This is a genomic window from Nocardioides sp. NPDC127514, assembly GCF_040302125.1.
In the GTDB taxonomy this organism is placed as follows: domain Bacteria; phylum Actinomycetota; class Actinomycetes; order Propionibacteriales; family Nocardioidaceae; genus Nocardioides.
In genome coordinates this window covers 12,192-38,124 of the sequence record NZ_JBEORF010000015.1, presented here as the reverse complement: position 1 = coordinate 38,124, position 25,933 = coordinate 12,192, and the positions used below count along the sequence as shown (strand labels likewise).

The 25,933-nt window shown below is 66.0% G+C and carries 32 protein-coding genes; 19 read left to right on the top strand and 13 right to left on the bottom strand.

Features of this window, described 5'->3' with window-relative positions; genetic code table 11:
* Positions 1–30: 30 nt before the first annotated feature.
* Genes ABTX24_RS13505 through ABTX24_RS13475 form a run of 7 tightly spaced genes read right to left on the bottom strand, consistent with a single transcriptional unit; the run spans position 31 to position 3,936 of the window.
* Positions 31–2,208, bottom strand: a complete 2,178-nt coding sequence (locus tag ABTX24_RS13505; RefSeq protein WP_350840249.1) for a cell division protein FtsK — start codon at positions 2,206–2,208, stop codon at positions 31–33.
* Position 2,209: 1 nt separating this feature from the next.
* Positions 2,210–2,446: a hypothetical protein gene (locus tag ABTX24_RS13500; protein ID WP_350840248.1), complete on the bottom strand. Its 237-nt coding sequence runs from the start codon at positions 2,444–2,446 to the stop codon at positions 2,210–2,212.
* Positions 2,443–2,691 carry a hypothetical protein gene (locus ABTX24_RS13495; RefSeq protein ID WP_350840246.1) on the bottom strand — a complete coding sequence of 83 codons (249 nt, stop codon included), beginning with the start codon at positions 2,689–2,691 and terminating at the stop codon, positions 2,443–2,445. The genes ABTX24_RS13500 and ABTX24_RS13495 overlap by 4 nt, the downstream gene beginning before the upstream one ends.
* A complete protein-coding gene (locus ABTX24_RS13490; protein WP_350840244.1) occupies positions 2,688–3,125 on the bottom strand; it encodes a hypothetical protein in 438 nt (145 codons plus the stop codon). Before ABTX24_RS13490 ends, ABTX24_RS13495 begins: the two co-directional genes overlap by 4 nt.
* A 1-nt stretch (position 3,126) precedes the next feature.
* Entirely contained in the window at positions 3,127–3,492 is a 366-nt protein-coding gene (locus ABTX24_RS13485) for a hypothetical protein (RefSeq protein ID WP_350840242.1), read from the bottom strand.
* Positions 3,489–3,701 carry a hypothetical protein gene (locus ABTX24_RS13480; protein ID WP_350840240.1) on the bottom strand — a complete coding sequence of 71 codons (213 nt, stop codon included), beginning with the start codon at positions 3,699–3,701 and terminating at the stop codon, positions 3,489–3,491. Before ABTX24_RS13480 ends, ABTX24_RS13485 begins: the two co-directional genes overlap by 4 nt.
* Positions 3,702–3,717: 16 nt before the next feature.
* On the bottom strand, positions 3,718–3,936 hold the full coding sequence (locus ABTX24_RS13475; RefSeq protein WP_350840238.1) for a DUF6284 family protein: 219 nt from the start codon (positions 3,934–3,936) through the stop codon (positions 3,718–3,720).
* 120 nt (positions 3,937–4,056) lie between these two features.
* On the opposite strand from ABTX24_RS13475, the gene ABTX24_RS13470 reads away from it, so the two are divergent.
* The 3 genes from ABTX24_RS13470 (at position 4,057) to ABTX24_RS13460 (ending at position 6,395) form a co-directional block, all read left to right on the top strand.
* Complete coding sequence (locus tag ABTX24_RS13470) at positions 4,057–4,404, top strand: GntR family transcriptional regulator (RefSeq protein ID WP_350840236.1); 348 nt, start codon at positions 4,057–4,059, stop codon at positions 4,402–4,404.
* A 102-nt stretch (positions 4,405–4,506) separates the two neighbouring features.
* Positions 4,507–6,048 carry a helix-turn-helix domain-containing protein gene (locus tag ABTX24_RS13465; protein WP_350840234.1) on the top strand — a complete coding sequence of 514 codons (1,542 nt, stop codon included), beginning with the start codon at positions 4,507–4,509 and terminating at the stop codon, positions 6,046–6,048.
* Positions 6,045–6,395, top strand: a complete 351-nt coding sequence (locus ABTX24_RS13460; RefSeq protein ID WP_350840232.1) for a hypothetical protein — start codon at positions 6,045–6,047, stop codon at positions 6,393–6,395. The genes ABTX24_RS13465 and ABTX24_RS13460 overlap by 4 nt, the downstream gene beginning before the upstream one ends.
* A 75-nt stretch (positions 6,396–6,470) precedes the next feature.
* On the opposite strand, the gene ABTX24_RS13455 is transcribed toward ABTX24_RS13460, so the two are convergent.
* Positions 6,471–7,754 carry a hypothetical protein gene (locus tag ABTX24_RS13455; protein WP_350840230.1) on the bottom strand — a complete coding sequence of 428 codons (1,284 nt, stop codon included), beginning with the start codon at positions 7,752–7,754 and terminating at the stop codon, positions 6,471–6,473.
* A 433-nt stretch (positions 7,755–8,187) separates the two neighbouring features.
* Here ABTX24_RS13455 and ABTX24_RS13450 point away from each other — a divergent pair, with 433 nt between their 5' ends.
* Genes ABTX24_RS13450 through ABTX24_RS13440 form a run of 3 tightly spaced genes read left to right on the top strand, consistent with a single transcriptional unit; the run spans position 8,188 to position 13,851 of the window.
* Positions 8,188–12,939, top strand: coding sequence for a DEAD/DEAH box helicase (locus tag ABTX24_RS13450; protein WP_502890783.1), 4,752 nt, complete (start codon positions 8,188–8,190; stop codon positions 12,937–12,939).
* Complete coding sequence (locus tag ABTX24_RS13445) at positions 12,936–13,082, top strand: hypothetical protein (protein WP_350840226.1); 147 nt, start codon at positions 12,936–12,938, stop codon at positions 13,080–13,082. Before ABTX24_RS13450 ends, ABTX24_RS13445 begins: the two co-directional genes overlap by 4 nt.
* Positions 13,069–13,851 carry a GIY-YIG nuclease family protein gene (locus ABTX24_RS13440; protein WP_350840224.1) on the top strand — a complete coding sequence of 261 codons (783 nt, stop codon included), beginning with the start codon at positions 13,069–13,071 and terminating at the stop codon, positions 13,849–13,851. Before ABTX24_RS13445 ends, ABTX24_RS13440 begins: the two co-directional genes overlap by 14 nt.
* Before the next feature lie 16 nt (positions 13,852–13,867).
* On the opposite strand, the gene ABTX24_RS13435 is transcribed toward ABTX24_RS13440, so the two are convergent.
* The 3 genes from ABTX24_RS13435 to ABTX24_RS13425 form a co-directional block, all read right to left on the bottom strand.
* Complete coding sequence (locus ABTX24_RS13435; RefSeq protein WP_350840222.1) at positions 13,868–14,068, bottom strand: hypothetical protein; 201 nt, start codon at positions 14,066–14,068, stop codon at positions 13,868–13,870.
* Between the two features lie 32 nt (positions 14,069–14,100).
* Positions 14,101–14,805 carry a hypothetical protein gene (locus tag ABTX24_RS13430; protein WP_350840220.1) on the bottom strand — a complete coding sequence of 235 codons (705 nt, stop codon included), beginning with the start codon at positions 14,803–14,805 and terminating at the stop codon, positions 14,101–14,103.
* Positions 14,806–15,285: 480 nt separating this feature from the next.
* Positions 15,286–15,708 (bottom strand): hypothetical protein, encoded by a 423-nt coding sequence (locus ABTX24_RS13425; protein WP_160028514.1) that lies wholly within the window; start codon positions 15,706–15,708, stop codon positions 15,286–15,288.
* A gap of 104 nt (positions 15,709–15,812) precedes the next feature.
* Here ABTX24_RS13425 and ABTX24_RS13420 point away from each other — a divergent pair, with 104 nt between their 5' ends.
* Positions 15,813–16,142 carry a hypothetical protein gene (locus ABTX24_RS13420; protein WP_350840218.1) on the top strand — a complete coding sequence of 110 codons (330 nt, stop codon included), beginning with the start codon at positions 15,813–15,815 and terminating at the stop codon, positions 16,140–16,142.
* Between the two features lie 77 nt (positions 16,143–16,219).
* On the opposite strand, the gene ABTX24_RS13415 is transcribed toward ABTX24_RS13420, so the two are convergent.
* Together ABTX24_RS13415 and ABTX24_RS13410 are read right to left on the bottom strand one after the other, a co-directional pair.
* Positions 16,220–18,220 carry a fatty acid desaturase gene (locus ABTX24_RS13415; protein ID WP_350840216.1) on the bottom strand — a complete coding sequence of 667 codons (2,001 nt, stop codon included), beginning with the start codon at positions 18,218–18,220 and terminating at the stop codon, positions 16,220–16,222.
* 88 nt (positions 18,221–18,308) lie between these two features.
* Positions 18,309–19,577, bottom strand: a complete 1,269-nt coding sequence (locus tag ABTX24_RS13410) for an RsbRD N-terminal domain-containing protein (RefSeq protein WP_350840215.1) — start codon at positions 19,575–19,577, stop codon at positions 18,309–18,311.
* Positions 19,578–19,710: 133 nt separating this feature from the next.
* Between ABTX24_RS13410 and ABTX24_RS13405 the strand changes: the two genes are divergently transcribed.
* The 12 genes from ABTX24_RS13405 to ABTX24_RS13350 are packed head-to-tail and all read left to right on the top strand — an operon-like array spanning position 19,711 to position 25,912.
* Positions 19,711–20,349, top strand: a complete 639-nt coding sequence (locus tag ABTX24_RS13405; protein WP_350840213.1) for a hypothetical protein — start codon at positions 19,711–19,713, stop codon at positions 20,347–20,349.
* 3 nt (positions 20,350–20,352) lie between these two features.
* Positions 20,353–21,627 (top strand): SRPBCC family protein, encoded by a 1,275-nt coding sequence (locus ABTX24_RS13400; RefSeq protein ID WP_201451277.1) that lies wholly within the window; start codon positions 20,353–20,355, stop codon positions 21,625–21,627.
* Positions 21,628–21,629: 2 nt separating this feature from the next.
* A complete protein-coding gene (locus ABTX24_RS13395; RefSeq protein WP_160028524.1) occupies positions 21,630–21,881 on the top strand; it encodes a hypothetical protein in 252 nt (83 codons plus the stop codon).
* A gap of 3 nt (positions 21,882–21,884) precedes the next feature.
* Positions 21,885–22,337, top strand: a complete 453-nt coding sequence (gene gvpJ / locus ABTX24_RS13390) for a gas vesicle protein GvpJ (protein ID WP_160028526.1) — start codon at positions 21,885–21,887, stop codon at positions 22,335–22,337.
* A 2-nt stretch (positions 22,338–22,339) separates the two neighbouring features.
* Positions 22,340–23,089: a GvpL/GvpF family gas vesicle protein gene (locus ABTX24_RS13385; protein ID WP_160028528.1), complete on the top strand. Its 750-nt coding sequence runs from the start codon at positions 22,340–22,342 to the stop codon at positions 23,087–23,089.
* Positions 23,080–23,316, top strand: coding sequence for a gas vesicle protein GvpG (locus ABTX24_RS13380; protein WP_350840210.1), 237 nt, complete (start codon positions 23,080–23,082; stop codon positions 23,314–23,316). The genes ABTX24_RS13385 and ABTX24_RS13380 overlap by 10 nt, the downstream gene beginning before the upstream one ends.
* Positions 23,309–23,581: a gas vesicle protein GvpO gene (locus ABTX24_RS13375; RefSeq protein WP_350840208.1), complete on the top strand. Its 273-nt coding sequence runs from the start codon at positions 23,309–23,311 to the stop codon at positions 23,579–23,581. The genes ABTX24_RS13380 and ABTX24_RS13375 overlap by 8 nt, the downstream gene beginning before the upstream one ends.
* The gene (locus tag ABTX24_RS13370) at positions 23,578–23,940 is read left to right on the top strand and encodes a gas vesicle protein (RefSeq protein ID WP_350712773.1); all 363 of its coding nucleotides are present in this window, start codon (positions 23,578–23,580) and stop codon (positions 23,938–23,940) included. The genes ABTX24_RS13375 and ABTX24_RS13370 overlap by 4 nt, the downstream gene beginning before the upstream one ends.
* The gene (locus tag ABTX24_RS13365) at positions 23,927–24,730 is read left to right on the top strand and encodes a GvpL/GvpF family gas vesicle protein (protein ID WP_350840206.1); all 804 of its coding nucleotides are present in this window, start codon (positions 23,927–23,929) and stop codon (positions 24,728–24,730) included. Before ABTX24_RS13370 ends, ABTX24_RS13365 begins: the two co-directional genes overlap by 14 nt.
* Positions 24,727–24,924, top strand: coding sequence for a gas vesicle protein GvpJ (gene gvpJ, locus ABTX24_RS13360; RefSeq protein ID WP_160028538.1), 198 nt, complete (start codon positions 24,727–24,729; stop codon positions 24,922–24,924). The genes ABTX24_RS13365 and gvpJ (ABTX24_RS13360) overlap by 4 nt, the downstream gene beginning before the upstream one ends.
* Positions 24,921–25,580 (top strand): GvpL/GvpF family gas vesicle protein, encoded by a 660-nt coding sequence (locus ABTX24_RS13355; RefSeq protein ID WP_350840204.1) that lies wholly within the window; start codon positions 24,921–24,923, stop codon positions 25,578–25,580. Before gvpJ (ABTX24_RS13360) ends, ABTX24_RS13355 begins: the two co-directional genes overlap by 4 nt.
* Complete coding sequence (locus tag ABTX24_RS13350; protein WP_350840202.1) at positions 25,577–25,912, top strand: gas vesicle protein K; 336 nt, start codon at positions 25,577–25,579, stop codon at positions 25,910–25,912. The genes ABTX24_RS13355 and ABTX24_RS13350 overlap by 4 nt, the downstream gene beginning before the upstream one ends.
* Positions 25,913–25,933 lie beyond the last annotated feature (21 nt).

Here is a 25,933-nt window from a genome sequence, read left to right as displayed (position 1 = left end):
GCTACCGATCGGGGCCGATTTCGGGCCGGTTCAGGGCTCATCCGGGCCTCCGATCTCGGTGTGTCCGAGCGTGTTGGTGAAGTCGCGCCGGGACAGGCCGCGCTTGTTGACCTGGCCGCCGTCGATCATCTTCTTGACCTGGACGGTGCGCAGGCCGTGCGGCTTGACTGCTGCGGTCACCTGCTCGCCGGTCCAACCCTCGTACAGCGACGGCTGCGAGGTGGCCAGACGCTGTGCGAGCTCGTCGCACCAGACCTTGCCGTTGGACCACTCAGGGTCGTGCTCGGGCCAGACCGCGAGAAGGTGGTCGAGGATCGAGCCGGTGTCGTCGTCGGGCAGCTCCTCGCCGGCCGCCATCCCCGACAGCCAGCCGCCCGCGAGACGCGCGGCTCGGGCGCGAGCGGCGATCGCCTCGGCTGCAGGTGCGTCGACGAACGAGGAACGGACGATAACGGGGTCGTCACCCTCGCCGACGAGGTAGGCGATGCCGAGGTCCTTGCGCCCGAACCGGGTGGCGCGGATGCCGGCCTTGTACATCGAGGTGCCCAGGACCATGTCGTTCTCCATCTGTCCGGTCACCTTGAGGCAGATCCGGAGGACGGCGTTGGCGGAGACGCCGGTGGGGATCGACTTGGCGTCGGGGCGCTGGGTGGCGACCCAGACCATCAGGCCGACGGCCGGGCCGCGCTTGACCAGGTCGGTGACGAGCTCGATGATCTCGGCACCGTAGATGTCGTGCTCGAACATGAACTGGCACTCGTCGAAGACGTAGAGCAGAGGGTGCAGGCCGTAGCGCTTGTCGGAGGCGAGCGCGTCGGTCACCTTCGACTCCGGGCAGACCTCGCGGGGGAGGGTCTTGAGGAGCTTGTAGCGGCGACGCATCTCGACCTGAGCGGCGCGCAGGTCGCGTACGAGGTATTCGACGTCCTCGGGGTCATCCCCCGACCGGATCGCGTGAGCGACCGGCTCGAGCGGGATGAAGTCGGACCCGCCCTTGAGGTTGTAGACGTGCAGCTCGACGCGCGGGTCCAGCGCGGCCGCGAGGGTGAGCAGGCGCAGCGTGAAAGTCTTGCCCATTCGCGGGATGGCTCCGATCAGGCCGGAAGCGAACATCAGGGTCAGTGTCACTGGGCGGCCGCGCTGGTCGACACCGATCGGGACCGGCTCGAACACGTTCGCCTTGCCGGTCTTGGCCAGCGGCCACGGCGCGGGCTTGGACTGCGCCAGCGACTTGTCGGCCACGTAGAGGACCAGGCGGCCGGAGTGGACCTCAGGGTCACTCTCGGGCCAGACCTTGCCCAGACCGCGACGCAGACCGGAGGCGAGGCGTTCGCGCTGCTCGATGACCTCGGTCGCTGTGACGCCGGCGGGGAGGTCGATCTCGGCCCGGAAGCCGGCGCCGTCGCGCATGATCGGCGATACGAACGCGATCGCCTTCGACCCGTCCTTGCTGATTGCCTGGTTCAGCCGTGCGAGCCCGAGCGAGCCGAGCGCATTGACGATCAGCTCGGACGTCAGCCGCGGCTCCTTGCTCGCGTCCACCGAGCGGCCGGTGATCGGCTTATCTGGGTTCCGGCCGAGCAGTCCGAGGCCGGCGAGCGCGGCCAGGCCGAGCCCGAGCTGGACCATCAGCGAGTCGATGCCGTAGACGACGTACGCACCGATCCCGGACAGGACCAGAAGCACCAGGAGCGTAAGGAACAGTCGGGCGCGGACCTGCGTGCGGCGGTCCTGCCGCAGTCGCAGGTAGGCGCTGGCGTCGTTCACGGTGCCGAAGACATGCGCGCGGGTATCCCGGTCGGAGGTGTCGAAGATCCAGCCGTACGTCGCCGCGAGCACCCGGCCGAGGCCGAGCGGGGAGCGGGCGGCGAGCTTGGCGTAGTACGACGGGAGTCGGACGCCGTGGTAGGTCGTCGCATGGCCGTAGTAGTCAACTGCCCACTTTGCTGCAGCCTTGGCCGACTCGCGATCCTTCGCCCAGCCGGGCAGGACCTCGCGCCGCGGTGCAGCTGCACGCTGGGCCGACTTCGGGCGCTCGTCAACCACGGCCAGAACCTGGCCGTCGACGGTCTTCGGAGCGTCCTGGTCGACGCCGTCCGTGTCGACCGCAGGCTCGAGGCTCTCAGGAGCCTCCGCCGCGGCTTCCCGGGCGCGGCGTACCGCCTCGAGGTCGTAGACCTCGGACGGTCCGTGCTGATCGGTCGTCATCTCAGAGCCAGCCCTTCTTGAGTCGCTTGTTGAGACGACGGATGTTGCGCTGCGCCCTGCGCAGCCGCTGTCGGACCTTCGGGTCGTTGGTGTCGATGCCCTGCTCGCCGAGGATCACGCCGACCTCGTCACCCTCGGTGAGGGCCTGGTTGGTCGCCACGATCTTGTTGAGCTCGTCGATCGACGGCGCACGCTTGCGCCGAGCCGCTGGAGCGGGCTTCTTCGTGATCCTGCTCATCGGTTGGTCTCCTTCTTGGTCTCGCGCTCCTTGAGTGCGGTCAGACAGCGGGGACATGCAGGAACATGTCGCTGGTTCAGCCGCTCGACCACGTCGAACGTGGCGACCAGGCCAGCCGACCATGGCATGAAGACCCGGCAGAGCGTCTGGATGCCGTCGGCGCCCTCGTAGCCGTTGATGTGAATCCGGCGCCGGGTCGGCCGGTTGAGCCGAACGATGCGTACGAAGCCGGTCGCGGTGTTCATGCCGCCACCTGCGGCCACGGATACAGCGGCGAGAGCCGCTGGAGACCAAGAGGCTTGCCGTCGGCGTCGAAGGTCCACTCGGAATGATCGTGGGAGCCTCCGGCGTACGCGATCGCGGCCAGCACCAGGGCCAGTGTGTCCCGGTCCAGGCCGGGCACGGCATCGCTGAACGATACCGTCGAAGTGTCCGAGGAGATTGCGGCCGCAATCGCCAGCACCCGGGATTCGCCGCTCGAGAGATAGCCGCTCTCTCGCACGCGGTCGGTGTTGAACCAGTAGCGCTGGCGGCCCTCGTCCCACTCGACCCACGGGCCGGTCAGAAGCCGTCCGCGGTTGAAGCGGATCAGCAGTTCGGCTGCGGCACCGTAGGTGTACATGCCCGATGCCCAGCTGCGCAGCAGCTCCGTGATCTCGGCATTCGTGTGGCGCGTCATCTCAGGCCACCTCCTCGGCCAGCCAGAGGCGCTCGGTGGTGGTGATCTCGACACGTACGGCGACCTCGGTCGACGCTTCCGGCACCCAGCCCTGCCAGGTGTGCCAGGCGAACAGGCCGAGGCCGTCCTCCTTGACCGACGGGTCTGACTCGGGCAGCGAGAGCGACTCAGCGAGGACCTTCGCGGCGTCGTAGCCGGCCGGGCGGACGGAGAGCGTGACGGCCGGAACCATCTGCAGCTTCTTTGTCTTCGCGTTGAGGGCGGGGACGTAGTCGGCTTCGATGTCGAAGCCGTGGAGTTCGACGTCGGGCAGGCACTCCAGGAGGTTGGCCGCCCACGTCATCACGCGGGACTTGATGGCGCTCATCGGGCACCTCCGGCGATGTTGGAGACAGCCGAGAGGGCCGACGTCATCGCGGTCTCCATCCCGTCGAGGATCGGGGCGCCGAACGTGGTCGAGGCGAGCGAGAGACCGAACAGCGCGCCCATAGCGAGCACGCCGGGGTGCGTTCCGCCCCACTTGACCATGCAGAACAGGGCGATCGCGAAAATGATGAACAGAGGTGCGGTAACCATCGAATTTCCTTCCGAGTCAGGAGGCCTCGGGCTGCTGCCCGGCCGTGGTTGAGGTCTGCTGAGCGATCAGCGCCAGGAGGGCGCGTACGGCTCGTCTGTGGGCGCGCTCAGCGAGCACGTCATCGGGAAAGTTGGCGAGGCGGATCTCGGCCTCGGCGAGGGCTTTCTCAGCGGCGATCAGAGGCCACTCGGTCTCGATCTCCGCAAGGTCGTCGTGCGTAGGTGCGGTGATCATCGGTTGATGCCTTCCGTAGGAGTGAACATCATTACCCCGATGTGCACTAGGGTGCACTAGGGCAATACGGAATGTCAATGCCTCCACGCACACCAGGGCATTTGTCGGTACCTTGGACGCATGATCAGCAGAGACAACGCGATCCCGCTCCAGGAGCAGGTCGCCGAGGACATCCGGCAGCGAGTGCGGGACGGCGAATACGAGGTCGGCGCGAAGCTGCCTCCGCTCCGTGAGCTTCGGGAGACGTACGGCGTCGCCGAGGTCACGGTGCACAACGCCATCCGCGAGCTGCAGCGCGAGGGCGTCCTCGTGTCGAGCGCCGGCCGTGGAACGTACGTCAGCGCGCTCCCTGCGAGCCAGGGGAGCGGCGATGATGTCGACCAACTTCGCCGTGACCTCGCGAGCCTGTCGAGCCGCGTGGAGCGGCTGGAGAAGCTTGTGGGTGGCGCCGATTCGGCGGGTGCTTGACATGCCTCTAGTCAGCCGCGACGAGGCGTTTCTCACCATGAACCGGTTGTGCACTCACAGTGCAATCCGCTGGCTGGTCGTCGGGAAAGGATGCGATCGCCTATGACGAGCGTCGTCGAGTGGAGCCCGCGAGAGGCAGAGGCGCTACGCGCAGCTCTGCGGCTCACCAACGAGGAGTTCGCCGAGCAGCTCGGCGTCTCCGTGCGTGCCGTCGCCAACTGGCGCAAGGGCGGCGAGAGCGCGATCTCACTGCAGATCCAGCGCATCTTCGACACGGTCCTCGAGCGAGCCACCGACGCTGAGCGCGAACGCTTCGAACGGTTGGCAGGTCTTGGAGCCGCGGCCGCCGACGGTGACGAGCTGCGCAGGCGCCTCGAGGCATCGACGAACCTGCACAGTGCGGTTGGCTGGCTCCAGGGTGGGCGCGACGATGACGCTGCGGCGGGTGTGCTCGCCGCAGCGGCGCAGTTGGACGCGGCCGCCGGCCCTCGCTGGCGCACGGCTGAGACCAACCGTTCGGCCGTGGCCGAGCGGCTGCACCAGTACTACGCCGACGGCTTCGGTGACCGTCGACCGGTCCAGATCGACCTGGACAACGCATCGATCGCTCTGACGATCCTCAGCGGAGCTGACTGGCTCAGCCGTCCGCTCGACCTCCGTGCGGACGAGGCCGCCGGACGATTCACCTATGACCACGACGCGGCCGTAGTACCGCAACCGGAGTCCGATACGTGGCGCCTGGCCGCGGCGACGAGGCTCGCCGAGTGCCTGGTCCAGGAGACCCGCTTCGTCGACGGCCAGCTCTACCGAATGACGGGCTGGGAATCGCAGCCGGACGGAGTGCGTACGTCCTTCACGACCGGGTCATTCGCCCAGTACGCGCTCACGGTCGATCTCCTCGAGGCCGAGACACTCGCGGCCGTCCAAACCGGGGGAGAGGCGCTCCCACTGCGCGACCTGATGTTGCCGACCGTCGACTCGGTGCTCGACCCGGGTTCACGTAACTGCATGGGTGGTGCACTCGCGCTGACCGCCTTCGCACGGCCGGCGCAGGGCGCACGCCCGGCCGACTTCGCCCTCCTGGTCCAGGAACGTGGCGCGAAGGTGCTCAACGCGTCGCGGCGCCTCGCCGTTATCCCGAAGTGCTTCCACGAGCCGACATCGGAGCCCACCTGGGACGTCAGCGTCGGAACCTCGCTCGCGAGGGAGCTCGAGGAGGAACTCTTCGGCAAGCCCGAGGTCGACACCACTCTCGACACCCGCCGGACCGTCGACCCGATGCACCCGGATCTCCTTACCGGCCCGATGCGCTACCTGACCGAGACCAGCCCTGCCGGCTGGTCGATGGAGTGCACCGGCTTCGGCTTCAACCTCCTCACCGGAAACTATGAATTTCCGTGTCTTGTCGCAGTGCACGACGAGGGTTTCTGGCACCGTTGCGGAGGTGACGTCGAGAGCAACTGGGAGTCCGAGCGGATCACCCTCGTCTCTTCCCAGGACCGGGCCGGCTTACGGTCTCTCGCCCGCAACCCCGCTTGGTCTGACGAAGGCCTCTTCGCGTTCGTGCTAGGTCTGAGACGCCTCCACGAGCTGCACCCCGAGCGCGTAGCGCTGCCCCACCTCGAGATTGGATTCACCCAGTGACGACCGCGACCGGCAACGCGTACGACGACGGCGCAGAGCGCCGCGGCTGGCTCATCGGCCACTTTATCGACCCCGAGAACAGCCCTCTCCACTCGACCGATGTCGAGATCAAGTGGGGCACCCACACGGCTGGCGAGGAGCGCCACGAGTGGACCGTCGCCGAGGAGGAGGTCCGCACAACCATGGTCATGCTCCTCCGCGGCCACTTCGCCGTACGCCTCCCGGACGGTGACCAAGAGATGAAGCGCGAAGGTGACTTCGTCGTTTTCGGTCCTGGCACGTCCCACTCATGGCAAGCCTTCGACGACTCGATCGTCCTCACAGTCCGATGGCCATCCGTCGTGTGACCTCTGGGCGAACGATCTCGGGATAGAAGGAGTGTGGCCGCGGCCATGGCGCTGTATGAGCGGAGCCCGGTGAGCCTATTTGGCTGGCGACCAACTCCCGTGCCGCAGGTAGAAGGTGAGGATGGCATCTTGGATGTATAGCTGCTGGTCACGCAGCCGAATGACTGGATCGCTGTCACCACGGCGCTCGAACGCGATGGTGTTCATCTGGTTCAGCGCGCTAGTAACCCGCCCGCGGACTACGTTGGTGGAGGTGACCCTCTGGACTTCAGTGCTCACGTCGCGCTCCAACAGCGTCATGGGAGGGACGAGGTTTCGAATGGCCACGAGGACGGTGCCGTAGATGTCGGTAGATATGCCTCCTTCTTTGAGTCTGATGGGCGCACGCTCAGTGCCCTTCGGGTTGGGACCTGCCAGGAGCCGCGGAAAGATCGAAGGAACCATGCGGTCGGCACAGCCTGCTAGGAACCGGTCGAAGTCGACCGGCGGTGCGAGGGCGAGCGGGGATCCCAGCGTTTCCTCGACTCCGAGTTCCCAGCGCACCAGGTCGTGGCAGAGTTGCTGCATCAGGAACGGGGAGCCGTAACTGCACTCGGCAAGTTTCCTGGCGACGCTGCCACCAGGATCGACAAGGTTGAGCAGGGGGAACCCCTCGCTGCCAATGGCGGATAGTTCGTCGGCGTTCCACGCGGGAATAGGGAGGGACCAAACTCGACCCTCCATGTTTGGCTCGGTTCGGACGACCTCAAAGGCCTCGGAGGGTACTGCGATGAGGATCACCGGGCTGTTCGCGATGAGTGTCTTGATCGCGCGAGCGATAGCCCTCTTCGCCGCATCTGGGATGAAGTGGAAGTCGTCGACGACGATGGTGGCATGGCTCGACGCGAGGTGCTCCCGCACGGCGTCGGCAGCGTGCTGCGGAACCGTCGCGCTCTCGCTCTTCTTGTCACGTTCCCCGTCAGTTCGCTGCCAACTGCCGTCCGCTAGCGATCCGATGTGCGCGGCCATCCCAAACTTCGTGTCGAGGGATGTCTCCCGCTCGGCGCCCGATGTCCGTGAATTGGCGATGCCGAGCCGCGTCCCAAGCTGGGTCCAAAAGTCGGCCACGTCGTTGATGTCCTGCCCGTGAAGCCACAACGCTGAGCCGGCAGGCGCCAGTCTTTCGACGAGCACCGTTTTGCCACTCTTGCTCGCACCGTGGATCGTCAGCGCCTTCCCCCGCTCCGACAGATACTGCCGTACCATGACTTCGATACGCTGGCCCTGACGAGGGTTGTACGTCGCCACAGGAGTGCCGCCAGCCACGAACACCTCGCGGGTGAGGTGGACCTTCTTCATCTCGACCAAGTCGCCCTTCATGTGACTGTTCTATCGCCCAACGCGCCCATGCAATGGTCCGGGACCGCTGCAAGATTTGGTGATCTGAACCTAGAGCGAACCCGTTGTCGCTGTCTACGGTCGTGCGGTGTGAACTACGAGGCCTGACAGGATCGACGCGGCCGTCCCCGGGGAGTTCGGTACCGCGGCGCACAGACTGTCGGGCAACGCTCTCTCACCGCCGTCGATGCGCCTGCCGGCCGTTCAGCGGAGCGGCCCAGCCTGGCTCCGAGGGCGACCGCGACGTCTGGCACATGAGCGTGCCGGAACTAGAAGGCGGGCTAAGTGTCCTCGAGCGCTGTGAGCACTGTAGGCGTCCGAAGTGGCTGTGACTCCTAGGTGTCAATCCCCAGAGGTGCTGTAAGCAAAGTCGGTATACGGCATGATCTGACGGGTGTCGGTGTCGATCCATGAAGTGTTGGGGAACCTGAGGGCCACGGCCCTCGACAAGCGGGACCAGGGGGACAAGTTCGAACGCCTCGTCCAGGCGTACCTTCGCAACGACCCGGAGTGGGCGGCGAAGTTCGAGGACGTGTGGCTGTGGAGCGAGTGGCCCAACCGGGGCAAGACCACTGACATCGGTATCGACCTGGTGGCCAAGATCCGCGACACCGAGAGCTTCGCGGCGATCCAGTGCAAGTTCTACGACGCTGGACACACGGTGTCGAAGAAGGACATCGACTCGTTCCTCGCGGCATCGATGCGGCCAGAGTTCGGGTTCGCTCAGCGCTACCTGTTCGACACCGCCGCCAACTGGTCCGGCAACGCCGAAGAGGAGCTCAAGGGCGTCGCTCAGCGGGTCGACATCGGCTACCTCCAGGAGGCGGCGTTCGACTGGTCGGCGTACGACTGGAAGACCCCGGAGGTTCTGGTCCCGACGGGCAAGAAGGAGCCCCGGCCGCACCAGAAGAACGCGATGGACGACGTCTTCAAGGGGCTGCAGACATACGACCGCGGCAAGCTCATCATGGCCTGCGGCACGGGCAAGACGTTCACCAGCCTGAAGATCGCCGAGCACATGGCCGGCGCGGGCAAGTCAGTGCTCTTCCTCGTCCCGAGCATCCAGCTGCTGTCACAGACGCTCCGTGAGTGGATGGCCAACTCCGAGGTCGAGATCCGCCCGTTCGCGGTCTGCAGCGACGTACGCGTTGGCCGCAGGGTGAACATAGAAGACGCTGACATGTCGACGGTCGATCTGACTGAGCCGGCGACCACAGATGCGAAGACGCTGATCGAGCGCTTCCAGGTCGGCAGGCATGCGAAGGAGCGGATGACGGTCGTCTTCTCGACCTACCAGTCCGTCGACGTGATAGCCGAGGCGCAGAGGCAAGGTCTCGAGGAGTTCGACCTGGTCATCTGCGACGAGGCTCACCGCACCACCGGGGTGACCCTCGCTGGCGGGGACGATTCGTCGTTCGTGAAGATCCACGACAACCAGGTCGTACGCGCGAAGAAGCGGCTCTACATGACCGCGACACCGCGGGTGTTTGGTGAGGACGTACGCCGCAAGGCCCAAGAGTCCGAGGCTGTCCTCGCGGATATGAACGACGAGAGCCTCTACGGCCCGGAGCTGCACAGGCTCGGTTTCGGGGATGCGGTCGAGGCGAACTTGCTTACCGACTACAAGGTGCTGGTGTTGGCCGTCGATGAGCAGTACGTCGCGGAGAACTTCCAGCAGGCGATGGCCGAGTCTGGGGAGATCAAGCTCGACGACGCGGCGAAGCTGATCGGCTGCTGGAACGGGCTGTCCAAGCACTTTCGCCAGGACGAGACCGGCGACCTGGATCTGACGCCGATGAAGACGGCGGTCGCGTTCGCGAAGGACATCAAGACTTCCCAACTCGCGGCCAACAGCTTCCCCATCCTTGTCGACCGCGCGCTCCGGGACGAGAACGGGGACGACGGCCGCAACACGCTTCGTGTCGAGGCTCGGCACGTCGACGGCACGATGGGCATCCACGAGCGCAACGGCCACCTGACGTGGCTGAAGGACGAAGCCCCGAAGGACACCTGCCGCATCCTCACCAACGCGCGATGCCTCTCCGAAGGCGTCGACGTACCCGCCCTCGATGCAGTCCTCTTCCTCACACCACGCGGCTCCCAGGTCGACGTCGTCCAGTCAGTTGGGCGAGTCATGCGCAAGGCTCCGGGCAAGGAACTCGGCTACATCGTCCTTCCGATCGTCGTTCCCTCTGGCGTAGCGCCGGAGGAGGCTCTCAGAGACAACGAGCGCTACAAGGTCGTGTGGCAGGTGCTCCAGGCGCTGCGGTCACACGACGACCGGTTCCACGCGATGATCAATCAGATCGAGCTCAACAAGAAGCGCTCGGATCGGATGATCATCGACAACGTCACACCCACCGTCGACGGCGATCCCACCGATCAGCCCCTCGGTGATGGCTCGGAGCAGATGGCTCTCGACTTCGGCTTCGAAGGCTTCCGTGACGCCATGTACGCCCGGATCGTCCAGAAGGTTGGAGAGCGGAAGTACTGGGACTCCTGGGCCAAGGACGTCGCCGACATTGCCCAGAAGCACGTCACCCGGATCAAGGGCCTTCTCGCGGACAAGGAGTCCAATCAAGCCAAGGAGTTCGAGGCCTTCCTGGCCGGTCTTCGAGGGTCACTCAACGAGTCGATCAGCGAGGTCGACGCGATCGACATGCTTTCCCAGCACCTGATCACCCGGCCGATCTTCGAAGCCCTCTTCGAGGGCTACCAGTTCGCCAAGACCAACCCGGTCGCCCGGATCATGGAGCTGATGCTCGCCTCGCTCGATGAGCATCCGCTCGCCGCGGAGAACGCTCCGTTGGAGGCGTTCTACGATTCCGTACGCCGCAGGGTCGCCGGTGTCGACAACGCCGAGGGCAAGCAGCGGATCCTGATCGAGCTCTACGACAAGTTCTTCGCCACCGCGTTCAAGCGGACCGTCGACAAGCTCGGCATCGTATACACCCCGGTCGAGATCGTCGACTTCATCCTGCGGTCAGCCGACGATGTGCTCCGCCAGGAGTTCGGCCAGGGGCTCACCGACGAGGGTGTCCACATCCTCGATCCCTTCACCGGCACCGGCACCTTCATGGTCCGCCTCCTGCAGTCCGGCCTGATCGAGCCTCACGACCTTGCCCGCAAGTACGCCAACGAGCTGCATGCTTCCGAGATCCTGCTTCTGGCCTACTACATCGCCACGGTCAACATCGAGACGACGTACGCCGACCTCACCGGCGAGACCAAGGAATACCCCGGCCTCGTCCTGACGGACACCTTCCAATCCTGGGAGCCCGACGACACACCCGACCTGGAGATCTTTGCGGAGAACAACGAGCGCCTCCAGCAGCTCAAGGACCTCGCCATCACGGTCATCATCGGCAATCCGCCCTACTCGTCTGGCCAGGACAGCGCCAATGACAACAACGCCAACGAAAAGTACCCTTCCCTGGACGGAGAGATCCGCAAGACGTACGCCGAGCGCTCAACGGCAACGAACAAGAATTCCCTCTACGACTCCTACATCCGCGCGATCAAGTGGGCGACGCTTCGGATCCAGGACCGAGGCGTCATCGCGTACGTCACCAACGGTGGCTTCCTCGACTCCAACACCGCAGATGGCATGCGCAAGACACTTGCAGAGGAGTTCTCCTCGATCTACGTCTTCAACCTCCGCGGAAACCAGCGCACCGCCGGGGAGCAGTCCCGCAGGGAGGGTGGCAAGGTCTTCGGTGGCGGCAGTCGGGCCACCGTCGCTATCACCGTGCTCGTCAAAGATCCAGCGAAGTCCGGTTCCGCAACGATCCACTACACCGACATCGGCGACTACCTCACCGCAGGGCAGAAGCTTGCGAAGGTAGCCTCCGCGGGGCTAGTCACGGGGCTCGAACCCGTGACTCACATTGTGCCGAACGAGCATGGCGACTGGCTCAGTCAGCGTCGTGACGAGTTCGTGACGTTTACAGCAATCGGTGACAAGAGAGCGCCGGCGGATTCAATCTTCGGTTCGTATGGCGACGGAGTTAAGACGAACCGCGACGCATGGACATATGGTTTTTCGCGTTCGGACGTGTCGAACGCCATCAGTCGTCTCGTTGAGAACTACGAGGTCGACAGAGCGGTAGGTGTGTCGTCAAGCGACGAATCGCGAGTTGGCTGGAGCCGTGGTCTGCGAGCGACGTTCGACAAGGGGAGGCCGCTGTCTTTCGATGACACAGCCCTCACCAGAGCCGCGTATCGTCCATTCACGCCGCAACACATGTACTTCTCGCGGACCCTAAACGACAGTGTGTCGAGGCAGTTCACGTTCTTCCCAACGCCTCGAAGCGATAACTTCGGGATCGAGTTGACTGGGCCGGCATCCCACTACGAGTTCTGCACTCTGGTCGCCGACCGTGTCCCAGATCTGCACCTCCTCGACACCGGCCAGTTTTTCCCTCGGTGGCGATACGAGCCGGCGGACGGCTCTGGGATGCTCGAGCTCGGCGACGAGGGCGAGGTGGTCGATGGATATCGCAAGATCGACAACATCACCGACGAGGCGCTGAAGCGGTTCCAGGCGGCATACGGGGCCGGCGGCAGCAGGTCGTCGATCTCGAAGGACGACATCTTCTTCTACGCCTATGGACTGCTGCATAGTCCGGAGTACCGCGAGACGTACGCGGCGGATCTGAAGAAGATGCTGCCGCGGATTCCGTTCGTGCGGGACTTCACCGACTACGCGGAAGCCGGCCGGCGGCTGAGCGAGTTGCACTTGGGCTACGAGTCGGTGGAGCCCTACCCGCTCGACGGGCTCCGCGTGAAGCCGGTCGGCGACCCGTACGACTTCTTCGCGGTCAAGGAAAAGAAGATGGCGTTCGCGAAGGTGCGGGTGGACGGGAAGTTGGTCGCGGACCGATCGACGATCAAGTACAACGACCGGATCACGGTGTCGGGGATCCCGGAGGAGGCGTATCGGTACATGCTAGGCAGCCGGTCGGCGATCGAGTGGATCATCGACCGCTACTGGATCAAGACCGACAAGGCATCCGGCATCGTCAACAACCCCAACGACTGGTCCCGCGAGGTCGGCGACCCGCGCTACATCCTCGACCTGCTCGCGCGCATCGTCACGGTCAGCCTGGAAACGATGAAGATCGTCGACGGGCTGCCGCCACTGGACATCATCGAGGAGACGAAGTGACCCTGGAGTTCGATTGGCCGGCGATCGAGCGGGTCAATACGCCTGTCGACGTGGAGACTGGCGAACCAAATGGAGTCGCGATCCGAATGCGGCGGTTGGGGGACAAGCAGCAGTTGACGGGATCGCCGGATGAACGAGCCTGAGCTGGAAGAGGCTTTGCCGGAGTTCGATCGGAAGGTGGAAGTCGACCGCTTCCTGGAGGCTGACGAGACCGTTCTGGGCAGGCTTTGGCAGTACGAGAAGCGGAATCTTTCCCCGCAGCAGATGGCGGACGAGGAAGGAACCGCGTCAACTGGCTGGGTATCGAGCTATCGCACCTTGGTTCGTGTGCTCCGTGATGGTGAGGTGCCGACCTCGCCGAGCGTCGCCCAAGCGGCGGGCCGGAAAGTGCGGGCCTGGCTCAAGGGCCTGGACCTCAGCCCCCAGCTTCGTGAGGCGCTGGTCGCGCAGGAAGAACTGATCATGTCCCGTGCTGAGGACCGGTCGGCCCAAGCCGAAGAGGTCGAGCATGCGGCGGAGATCAGCAAGCAGGCAGAGGAAAACAACACGCCGGGTATCTACGTGTACACACTGCCGCACTATCTGCGGCACCCGTACGACCCAGCCACCGGGCGCACATTGCTGAAAGTCGGACATTCCTCGGTCGACGCGTATTTCCGTGCTGGCTCGCAAGGGCGTCTGACCGCGCTGCCCGAAGACCCGATCCTGCTGCGTATCTACCCGGTGGAGAACTCGGCCCTGGCAGAGCGCGCGTTCCACGCGTGGCTTCGTGATGCTGACCACCCCGGGAGTCGTGCTCGTCGCGGTGGGAGCGAATGGTTCGTGACCTCAACCAAGTTTCTCGACCGTGTGGCTCGATCGATGGGTCTCAGCGTCGAAGAGGTCAACCAGTTCCAGATCGGCGAGGAATGACCCCATAGTCAGGCGATCACGATAGGTGGAATCGAATCGCGCGGATCTCGTCGACGACCCGGCGGACCTCGTCCTTGTCCTTGAAATCGGCAACGACCGGTCCGGCGTGAGGCTCCTCCCAGCGGCCGACGTGCTTGCCGTCCGGAGTTGAGACGTTCACGGCGTAGACCTTGCTTGTCTCGTGGTCGATCGATGCGTCGATGATGTAGTCGCTCATGACCTCCATCATGGCGCTGAGCACCGACAGCCTTACGCCGCTGAAGACTCGATGAAGTCGGCGCTGCAGACGCCGCAGGTGATCGGTCCGCGCTCGACGACGGCGGCCGACGCCCGGATCCGGCGGCCGGGGGAGCACTCGCAGACGAGGACGAGACCGTTCTTCGGCCGCCGCGAACCGCCACCACCGCCGTTTCCACCTGGCGGCCCACGCTTCCCGCCGCCAGTCGGCCCGACCGTCGCAGCGCCTTCGGTGTTGCGGAACGCGACGATGGCCGAAGCGAGCGCCTCGATCTCCTCGACGTACTCAACCGCGGTGCCTGGAGCGAGCTCTGTGCTGGACCAGCCGATCGTCGGTGCCTGTGTGATCGTGAGCCCGAGCTCCTCGCCGAGGAGCTTGAAGTGGGTGTTGTGGTAGCGGCCCTGCCGGCTGGTGTCCTTGATGCCGCGTACGTGAGCGACGCCGTGGGCAGCCTCGTGGAGGAGTGTGGCGAGCACTGGTTCAGCACCGCGGCGGAGACCTTCGCCGCCGACGAACAGCTCGGCCAGGCCGACCGGGTCCTTGTTGTCGTACGCGATCCAGCGCTCGGCCGCGAAGTGTCCGAGCTTGAGGGCGCCGGCGGGTACGCCGATGCTGCCCGCGCCGAGGGTGACGACGACGTCGGGGATATCAGGGTGTCGCAGCTGGATGGCAGACCAAGTCGCCTCCAGCGCTGCGACGAGCGCACTGGCGTCCAAGGTGGCGTTGACTCCTAGGTGTCAATCGATCAACGCCGGGGAGCGTAGGGCGGCCAGGAGCGAAACGACCGGAGGCACGCCACGTACGCGAATAGTACGTAGCCACGTCGCGACATATGTCGAACAATCGTTCGATCTGGACAGAATCAATCGTTCTCTGAACAGGAGAAACAGCCGTCACTGAATCAGAATCCGGGTCAGACCGCCGCCCGCGACATGAGGCGCTTTCGGCATTATGAGTCCTCTGCTCTAACCGACTGAGCTAACGGCCCGCGCAGATCCTAGCGGGCATGGCAGTTCCGAGTTTTAGGACACCACGTGCGTTGGCAGTCCCAGACCGGTTCGCCCATTGCCGGGCTTACAGAAAAACGTGCCGCAGCCCCGGCGTTCGCGCGCGATGTCGGCACATCGTCAGCAGGTCAGTGGCACTCGCCCTCCGCTGACAGCACAGAGGGCGAGAACGCACCGGGGGAGAGGTTCCTAGTACTCGCCGGGGTATAGGCCGGGGCTAGGGCAGTCGGACCTGGGGCGGATCTTGATACCCGTGGGGATCGAGTTGTTGTTGAGGTCGAGCCCGCTGTTGGGGATCATGCACCACGTGTAGATGGCGCCAGTACTCGTGTTCCTGACTCGGACGAACGCGACGTCGTCATTGCGCGTGTTCCAGACTCGGATTCGCCCGGAGCGAATCGGCACCGACTGATAGTAATCGGTCACGTCCTGATAGCGGCGGAAGTATGTACCGGTGTATGGCTGGTCGTCGTAGAAGCAGACGTTCGGGTAAGGGCACGTGCCGTAGCTGTCTGCCATCGACGGTGCTGCGGTGGTGAGGCCGAGCACGGCGGTTGCCGCTCCGATGGCCGCGGCAGCGGCAGAGACTCGTCGCATCAGACTTGGTTTCATGAGCGAAGTGCTTTCTGTTGCCGGAGAAGTGGGATGTCGGTTCATCGCTCGTGAATGGCGCTCACGATGCCTGTGCAGGCAGCCTCAGGGGAGACCCCCTAGCGATGACTCAACGAAATCTTGCGGGTCTGCGGCGTCTGCAGAACCCGTACGTTCCCCGTACCTGTTCGCGACCGGGCCGTACCGAGTCACCGGGTGTAGCCGAGTTCGTGGAATGCGATCCGATCTATGGACGAACCGCCGACCACCAGCGCCAACGCCGCGGCGACGACGAGGGAGATCGACCACCAACGGCGCTGCGCGCTTCCTCCAATCCCGAGGTCCCGACCGAGCGCTATCACGGGATCGCGATCGGCCTGATCGGCGGCCTGTTCGACATCTTCGCGACTTGGTCCTCGACGTACCTGCCGCCGGACCCAGCCCAGATGCGGTAGAAGAGCTGATTACTCGCCTGAGCGACTTCTACGGCGCCGTACGCAACGGCAGCTAGCCGCGGGGCCCAGCTGTCGGCTCAGTGGTCGTAGTCGACGGTGACCGCCGGGGTGGTTGGGCGAGACTGGCAGGTGAGAACGTGACCGGTGTCGACCTCGGCCGAGGACAGAGCGAAGTTCTGCTCCATCGCCACCGACCCCAGCGTCACCTTCGCCTTGCAGGTGCCGCAGGCTCCACCGAGGCAGGCGTACGGCGCGTCCAGCCCGGCCTTCAACGCGGCCTCGAGCACGGTGTCGCCGGCGGTGAGGGAAACCTCGTGCTGTCGGCCGCGCAGGCCGACGGTGACCGTGGCCGGGGCGAAGCCATCAGCGACCCGGGGTTTGGCGTAGCCGTGGAAGAGCTCGACGTGGACGTGGTCCGGCTCGGCGCCGCGCTCGAGGAGCAGGTCGCGCAGGTCGGTCACCATCTCGACCGGTCCGCACAGGAACCACTCGTCCACCGACGCCGCGGGCAGGTCGGAGCCGATCCACCGTTCGAGCTTCGCGCGGTCGATGCGACCGCGGAGCGGGGCAGGGTGCCGCGGGTCGCGGGAGCGTACGTGGATGATCCGAAGCCGATCGGCGTACCGCGTCTCGAGGTCGTCGAGCTCGTCGCGGAACATCGTGCTGTCCGCGTCCTGGTTGCCGTAGATCAGGGTGAAGCGGCTCTCGGTCTCGACGGCGAGGGTGGTCTGCAGGATCGAGAGGACGGGGGTGATGCCGCTGCCGGCGGCGATCGCCACATAGCTCTTCGTGGCCAGCGGGTCGACCGCTGTCCCGAACGAACCGGTCGGTGTCATCAGCTCAAGGGTGTCGCCGGCTCGGAGCTGCTCCATCGCGAAGGTGGAGAAGGCACCGCCAGGGATGTGCTTGACGGCGATCGCCAGTGTGTCGGAGGTGGCCGAGGAGCAGATGGAGTAGTTGCGACGTACGCCCTCTCCGCCGAGGTCGGTGCGGACGGCGAGGTGCTGACCGGGTTCGAAGGAGAACTTCTCGCGCAGCTCGTCGGGCACGGCGAAGCGGATCAGCACGCTGTCATTGGTCAGCCGGTCGACGCCGGCGACCTGAACCGGGTGGAACTCCGCGGCACGGGCAGAGGATCGCTTCGGCATCCGCACCGGGAGGAGCCGGGCCATCTTGCCGTTCAGCGTCTTCCATTCGCGGTACTCGTCCGCGTCGAGCTGATGGCCGAAGACCGTCCCGATCGCGGCATCGCGTTCGAGGTAGGCCTCTTCGTTGCGTCTCCAGGCCGCGACGTAGCGGTAGAACGGGATCGAGGGATGCAGGTGGTGGACGAGGTGATAGTTCTGCGAGAGGAGCAGAGGAGTCAGGACCCACTCCGAGCCGACGCGGTTGCGGGTGGCGCGGTAGCGGTTCTCCTGCTGGGTGTCCTCGAGGTCGTGGTGCGGCAACCAGTCGAACCACCACGCCAGAACGAACATCGCGACCCGCTCGGGGATCAGGTACAGCACCGCCAGCGTCCACAGCTGTCCGGTGAAACCGGCCGTCACGATCACCACGACGCTCATCACCAGCAGAAACGAGGTCTCCACCACCTCCGCCCGCGGACGCCGCCGAACGTTGCGCACCAGGAAGGAGAGGTACGGCACGTCCATCAGCGGGAACCGGAATGGCACCTGCCACCACGGAGCGCCACTGACGAAGTGGTCGGGGTCGTTGTCGTCGTCGTTGGTGTTGCGGTGGTGCTCGATGTGGATGAACGCGAACGACCTGAACGAGATCAGCGGCGACACGAAGAACATCGCGACCCGGCCGAAGGCGACGTTGACCCAGCGATGGGTGCTGATCGAGTAGTGCGCGGCATCGTGAAGCACGGTGAACAGCACGAAGATCGCTGCCGCACTGAGCAGGACCGTCACCGGGACCGGAAGGCGCTCGGCCAACGCCGCCCAGGTCGAGACCGTGAAGAGCGCGATCGCGCCGGAGAAGATGCCGACGATGGGCCAGGAGATCGTCGGGACCTTCTCGCCCGGGTCGGGAAGCGCGTGACGAGTGGATGCGGGCTCCGTCGTTGTTGACATGCTCGAAACGTACGAACCGCGAGCCGCACCCCGCGAGAGGTGCCGAGCCCATGACGATGTGCGCGCAGCACATCCCAGCCGGATCCGGTCAGACCTGGTCGTGCTCCGGAGAGAGCACGTGTGAGCCCAGGACGCTCACCAAGCGCAACGCAGCATGCAGTTCGGCAACGCGCTCGGTCGCAGGACGCCCACGCCGTTCTTCACCCCGGCGAACCCGCTGCAGCACGGTGTTGCGGTGTACGCCGAGCTCGTCGGCCGCGGCCGCCAGCCCACCCTGTGCGTCGAGCACCGCGAGCAGCGCCCGCCGTTCTTCCTCCTCCCGACGCCCGGTGACCGCCAGCCCGCCGAGCTCGGTCGTGACGAAGGCGCGAGTCAGTTCCAGGTCGCCGCTCATGGTGTCCGCGAGCGCTACCTCGGCGTACGTCGTGACCGCTGCTCCGCGACCCGCGAGCTCGATGATCCGACGGCCGCGTTGTGCCTGGACATGGGAGTCGCGGAAGCCAGCGGCACCGGATCCCGGCGTGCCGAGCGTGACCCGGACCGTGTCCGGGACTCTCCCGGCCAGGGGCCTGAGGTCCGCCGGTGCGATGCCAGGAGCTCCCGTCGTGGAGACCCAGCCCCACAACGCCCGAGCGCCGTCCGGGACGAGCAGGGGATGAGGTGATCCGAAGTGGGCGCCGACCGTCTCACCGACGCGCGCCAGATCGACGTCGTCGCCATCGGTCCAGCAGACGAAGGCCGTCTGCCATCCGGTGAGCCGGTGGGACAACGTGCGCTCCGCACGGCGCAGGTCGATCCGTCCGCCGGCGATCAACGTGCGGACCGCGTCCGTCCGGGCCGCACGGGCCTGGGTCTGGATCCGGTCGAGCTCAGCGACGTACTCTGCGGCGACCTCGCTGGAGATGCGGTCGACGTAGGCGAAGGCGTAGTGCTGCAGGTGTGCGACCACCGCGAGGGCGAGGGCCGGATCCTTCACCGAGTCGGCGAGCCCGGTCAGGATTCGTTCGCTGAAGTAGGCATGGCCGATCCGGTAGAAGCGCAGCATCACATCGACGCTGTAGCCCCGGCCGGCCATCGCACGCGCATGCTCGAGCGCGGTGACCGGCGCCGAGGCGGCACTCACGTCGATACCGTGCCGCACCATCGACAGCGCGGCCTCGAGATTCGAGGAGCACGATCCCAGCGTCAGCCCGCGGAGCTCGTCATCCGCGCTCGCCTCCGGGATCCGCTCGAGGATGTGGGCGAGCATGTCATCGGCGTACGACGCGACGTGTCCCAGCAGCTCGGCAGCGGTGCGGCGCAGCTCGACGACGACCGACTCGGGCAGGTCTTCCTGCTGTCCCGTGCTCGTGCCCATGTTCGGAGACTATCCACGGTTCCTTGCCATCCCGCGGCACGAACCCGCAGATGAGAGGTATGTCCCGCGGCGCTACGGGTACCACCGGGGGTACGTGGGTGGTTGGAGGGCCACCCGAGGAGGGAGCACGAACATGTCTGTCACCACGCGCGTGGGAGCCGCTGTAGCGGCTGGCTATGTGCTCGGGAGATTCAAGAAACTGCGACTCGCTGTGGTCGTTGCGTCGGCGCTCAGCAACAGCGCCGTTCGCGAACGCAGCCTCGAGATGCTGAAGATCGGTACGCAGAGCCTCGGTGGCTCGTCCGACGTTCAGAAGCTCGGGCAGCAGGTCAGCGGAAAGCTCGTTCAGGCCGGCAAGGCAGCCGCGGTCGCCGCGGCCGCGGGCCAGATCGACAAGCTCAGCGATCGGTTGCGTGAGCAGAGCACGCTCTGGGGCGCGTCGTCATCCGACGAGGACACCGATGAGGTTCCGGAGGACGAAGAGCCCGTAGACGAGGCTCAGGACGAACCGGACGAAGAGCCCGAGGACGAGTACGACGAGGAAGCCGAGGACGCGGAGGAAGAGCCCGAGGACGAGTACGACGAAGAAGCGGAAGAACCGGAGGAAGAGCCCGAAGACGAGTACGACGAGGAAGCGGAAGAACCGGAGGAAGAGCCCGAAGACGAGTACGACGAGACGGACCAGCAGGACGAGGACGAAGAGGAGAAGCCGCGCCGAGGCGCGCGTAGCTCCCGTCGTCGTCGCGCAGGTGCGCCGACCGGAGGTGCCTGAGTCATGACGGATCAGATTCGCAAGAACGCGGCTACGGACAAGGTGGACTCGGGCCTTCTGTCGCAGCTGCCGATCGACCGGCTGAGACACGAGGCCGTGGGCCTCGGTCGAGCCTTCGGCAAGCGGAGCCTGGACAAGATCGGCAACGGTGTCGAAGGGATCACCGATCGGCTGACCGGCTTCGCCGACAGCTTTCCCACGAAGGGCGATGTGAAGCCGTCCAAGGCCGGTTCGACCGTGAAGGCGGGCGCGAAGGCGGCCGCTGACAAGGTCACGGCCCCGGTCGGCAAGGTGAAGGACACCGCTGCCCAGGTCAAGGAGACGGCTACCCAGGTCAAGGACACCGTCGGCCAGGTCGCCGGGAATCTCGGCAAGAGCGAGCAGCCCACCGGCAAGAAGCTCAAGGTGACGAACATCGTCGAGTCGATCGACGTACCCGTGAGCCGGGACGTCGCCTACGAGCAGTGGACTCAGTTCGAGGAGTTCCCGACCTTCATGAAGAAGGTCGAGAACGTCACGCAGGAGGAGGACGAGGTCATCACCTGGCAGGCCCAGGTGTTCTGGTCCCACCGCACCTGGAAGGCCACCATCCTCGACCAGGTCCCGAACGAGCACATCGTGTGGACCAGCCAGAGCGAGAAGGGGCGCGTCGACGGCGCCGTCACCTTCCACGAGCTCGCGCCGAACCTGACCCGGATCCTGGTCTCGCTCGAGTACCACCCGAAGGGCCTCTTCGAGCACACCGGAAACCTCTGGCGTGCTCAGGGTCGCCGGGTGCGTCTGGAGATGAAGCACTTCCGGCGTCACGTCGCCAACCACACCCTTCTCCATCGCGACGAGATCGACGGTTGGACCGGCGAGATCCATGACAAGCAGGTCGTGGACGACGGCGCGGACGAAGGCTCGGAGAAGAGCCAGGAGAAGAACCAGGAGAAGAGCAGCAAGGCGAACAGCCGTACGTCGAGCAGCTCGCGCGGTTCCGAGAAGTCGTCGTCCGGCAGCGGGTCGTCCGGCAAGAGTTCTGGAAACAGCTCTTCCGGGAACGGTCAGTCCGGTGACAAGCCCCCGGCCAAGAAGACTGCAGCGAAGAAGACTGCAGCGAAGAAGACGACGACGGCCAGGAAGACCACGGCCAAGAAGACAGCCGCGAAGAAGACCACGAGCGCGCAGCGCCCGACGAAGCAGAGCGCGACCAAGCGGAGCCCGAGGAAGCAGAGCGCCAGCAAGCAGAGCGCGAGCAAGCGTACGTCTTCCCGCTCCTCCGCCAAGGGGGCGTGAGCATGGCCGCTGACGACAGCCAGGTCCAGGAGCTCGAGCGTGAGGTCGAGCACCTCATGGAGGAGGTCGACCGATACCGAACCGCCGCGGAGGACGCCTTGCAGCAGCTCGACTGGTGCATCGGCTACTTCGTGGGCAGCGGGAAGTCACGCCTGGCGGCGTCGCTCGGCGCCAACCGGAGCTACATCCGCAGGCACCTCCTCGAGCGTGCCGAGCAGCCCGTGCCCGCGGGGACACCGAAAGAAAGCGACTGAGTCATGACCATCACCCAGCAGAACCGGTACCTCGACCGTCCGGCTCCGAGCAGCCTCGCCGACGTCATCGACACGATCCTCGACAAGGGTCTGGTGATCGACATCTACGTACGCGTCTCGCTCGTCGGCATCGAGCTGCTGACGATCGACGCGCGCATCGTCATCGCCAGCGTGGACACGTACCTCCGCTTCGCCGAGGCGGTCAATCGTCTGGATCTCACCGATACCCAGACCCACGGCATCCCGGAGCTCATCCAAGGCGTGACGGAGTCCGGGGCCAAGGGCAAGACGTCGGGAGCCATCGAAGGGGCCAAGGAGAAGCTCGGGAGCATCCTGTCGAGCGACGACGAGGACTCCGACGAGAACGCTGACGAGGAGAAGGACGAGGGTCGCAAGCAGCCCGCTCGTCGCACCCGTAAGAGCACGTCCAGACAGACCAAGGAGAAGGAGGACTGACCGTGCCTGTCCACATCTACGGAGTCACGGACACATCGGTCACGATCCCCTCGGACCGGACGGGACGGTCGAGACGTCCACTGCGCCAGATCGACGGCGACGGCCTTCGGGTGCTCGTCAGCGACGTGGACGCCGACTCGCGCGTGCTGCGCGAGGACCTGCTGGCACATGCCCATACGCTCGAGGCGGTGGCCGCGCTCGGGACGGTGCTGCCGATGCAGTTCGGTGTGGAGATGCCGGATGACGACACCGTGCGCCACGAGCTGATCGAGAGCCGCGCTGACGAGATCCGCCCGTTGCTGGAACGGTTCGACGGTCTGCTGCAGCTCACCGTCTCGGTCGACCTGATCGAGCCCGAAGCGCTCAGGGAGGTGCTGCGCCGGGACCAGGACCTCGTCGCGCTGCGCGACCACGTACAGCGAGCGAGCCCGCAGGAGCGGCACTCCGCGGAAGTACGCCTGGGCGAGGCCATCGCGGCCGCGCTCGACGCGCTTCGGGCCGGCGTCGGTGACGGCGTCGTCGATCGGCTGGCCCCGACCGCCCGCGCGGTCTCCCTCGGCGAGGTCCGCGGTGCGCTGCAGGCGGCGGAGGTCTTCCTGCTGGTCGAGCGTGACCGACAGAGCGAGGTCGACGCGACGGTGACCACGCTGCGCGAGGACCTGGCACCACTGGCGTCGCTTCGGTACGTCGGTCCGCAGCCGCCGTACGCATTTCTCGAAGCCGCCTCGTCGGAGGAGCTCGCATGGGCCTGATCACGCAGCTGCTGACCCTGCCCATCGCGCCCGTGCGCGGTGTGGTCTGGGTGGCGGAACAGATCCGCGACGAGGCCGAGAGCCAGTACTTCGACCCGGCCACGATCCAAGCCGCTCTCGAGGACGTCGACGCCCGCCGGGAGGCGGGCCTGTTGACCGAGGAGGAGGCTGCCGATCTCGAGGGGGATCTGGTGCAGCGCCTGATCGCCGGAGGCTGGCATGAATGAGTCCAACAAACCCACGCTGTCCTCGATCGCCGAGCAGGTGCTCGAAGAGCTCGAGGCGCTCGTGGGATGTCCCGCCGAGGGCGTCACGGCGATCCGCCGCGACGACGACGGCTGGGTCGTCACCGCGGAGATCCTCGAGCTCGAGCGTGTGCCGGAGACCACTGATGTCCTGGCGTCGTACGAGGTGACGGTCGGGGAGGACGGTGAGCTCACGGGCTATCGCCGTACCCACCGCTACACCCGAGCCCAGGTGGAGGATCGATGACCGAGACACAGCGCACGCCCGTCTTCGTGAACAACCGCCCGCAAGCGTCGTCGCAGAGCCTCGCCGACGTACTCGAGCGCGTCCTCGACAAGGGCATCGTCATCGTCGGCGACATCCAGGTCAGGCTGCTCGACATCGAGCTGCTGACCATCAAGGTGCGGCTCATGGTCGCCTCCGTCGACCGCGCGCGAGAGATGGGCATCAACTGGTGGGAGGGCGACCCGTTCGTCAGCAACCTCGAGGACGAGGAGAAGAAGAACGAAGAGCTCGACCTCCGCCGGCGCCTCGAGGCGCTCGAGCGCAGTGTCGGCGGTGAGACCGAGATCGTGGAAGGTGAGACGAGCCGTGAGCGCCGCTGAGCCGACCACAGTCGTCCACGCGTACGGACTGGTTCGGGGCGATGGGACGCCTTCCCTCCCCGACCGCGGCATCGCGGATGCGAAGGTACGGACCTGCGCGTTCCACGACCTCGAGATCGTGGTCAGCGATCTGCCCGAGGCGTCCTTCGGTGAGCGCGCCTGGGCAGAGCACGGGGAGGACACTCACTGGGTCACGCCCGTCGCCGCAGCCCACCACGAGGTGCTCCAGCACCTGGTCGAGCACGGGGACGTGCTGCCGCTGCAGCTACCCGGGATCTACCCGAGCGAAGAGGCGCTGATCGACGCGCTGGAGTCGAGTCGCGCCCGCCTCGAACACGTCTGGGAGCTCGTGGCAGGTCGCGTCGAGTGGTCGCTCCAGATCTTTCCGACATCGGCCCCTGCCGCGCCGGAGGAGCCGTCGCCGCGCAGCGGCCGTGAGTACCTCGAACGGCGCCGGTCGCAACAGGATGCCCGCAACACCGAACGAGGACGGCGCGAGGCCGCAGTGACGCAGACGCACGAGACGCTGGCTCGCAGCGCGGCCGCGAGCGTCGTACGCGCCCCGCTCGACGCTGCCGTCACCGGCCGCGACGAGCCGATGCTGCTCAACAGTGCCTACCTCGTGGCGCGGGACGAGGAGCACCGGTTCCTCGGCCTTGCCGAAGAGCTCCACAACCAGCTGGTCGCCACAGCCGGCATGCGTATCGAGGTGACCGGGCCGTGGCCGCCCTACAGCTTCGTCGGTGCGGAAGAGCCGCACGACGACGACCTGACCGGACTGGTGTCATGACGCTCGAGCGTTCTCCCGCACTCGACGAGACCTCGCTCGTCGACCTCGTCGACCGGCTGATCGACGGCGGCGTCGTGGTGGGCGGCGACCTGGTGCTGTCGCTGGCCGGCGTCGACCTCGTCTACGTCGGCCTGCGCCTGGTCATCGCCCCCGCGCACAGGATCCAGCTGCCCGGAGCCGGGAGGCAGTCATGATGCTGCTCTACGCCGTCGCCGCCGGCGACGCCGACAGCACCGCCGCCACGGAAGGTACGCCGCTGCGGGCGCACCGATACGGCGAGGTGACGGTCTTCGTCGAACCGCGCACCCAGGCACCCGAGCGATCGACCCACGAGGTCTTCGCGTACGGGCGGATACTCCACCAGCTGTGGACCCGGTTTCCCGTTCTTCCGGTCCGTTTCGGGACGGTCGTGAGCGACGAGACGGAGCTCGAGCAGCTCGCTGCGGAGCACGAGAGCGCATGGACCGAGAGGCTCACCGCGGTCGCGGGGCGCAGCGAGTGCATCGTGCACCTGCCGTTACCGAGCGGTGCCGCCGACAGCACCGACAGCACCGACAGCACCGACAACGCGGAGCAGACGGGCACGGACTATCTTCGCCGGCGCGCCGCCGAGGTGAGATCGCACGATCACGAGACCGCCGAGCTGAAGGCGTTGCTCGCTCCGTACGCCTCGGAGATCACGCCGCTGCCACAGGTCCGCCCGAGCGAGGCGCGGCTGTCCGTCCTGGTGGCCGACGAGGTCGTGGAGGAGGTCCTGGCGGCCGTCGAGCGGTGGGCCACGAGCCGGGCCGGTGCGACCGTCACCGGCCCCTGGCCCCCCTTCAGCTTCTGTCAGGAGGTCGGCGCGTGACGGATCCGGAAGACCGAGCTCCCTGGCCACTGGACCTCGATGACGAGCGGGACCTGCCGTCGGCGCTGAGCCGGCGGATCGACGCCGACCCCGAGTCCGTCGAGAAGGGGCTCGTACAGCTCGTGCTCACCCTGGTGGAACTGCTCCGCCAGCTGATGGAGCGTCAGGCGATCCGACGGATGGATGCGGGAGGCCTGAGCGAGGAGGACATCGAGCGGCTGGGGCAGACCCTGATGCTGCTGGACGAGAAGATGACCGAGCTGCGTGACCACTTCGGGCTCACGGCGGAGGATCTCAACATCGACCTGGGCCCGTTGGGCAAGCTCCTCTGAGGATCAACTCTCGCCGCTCGG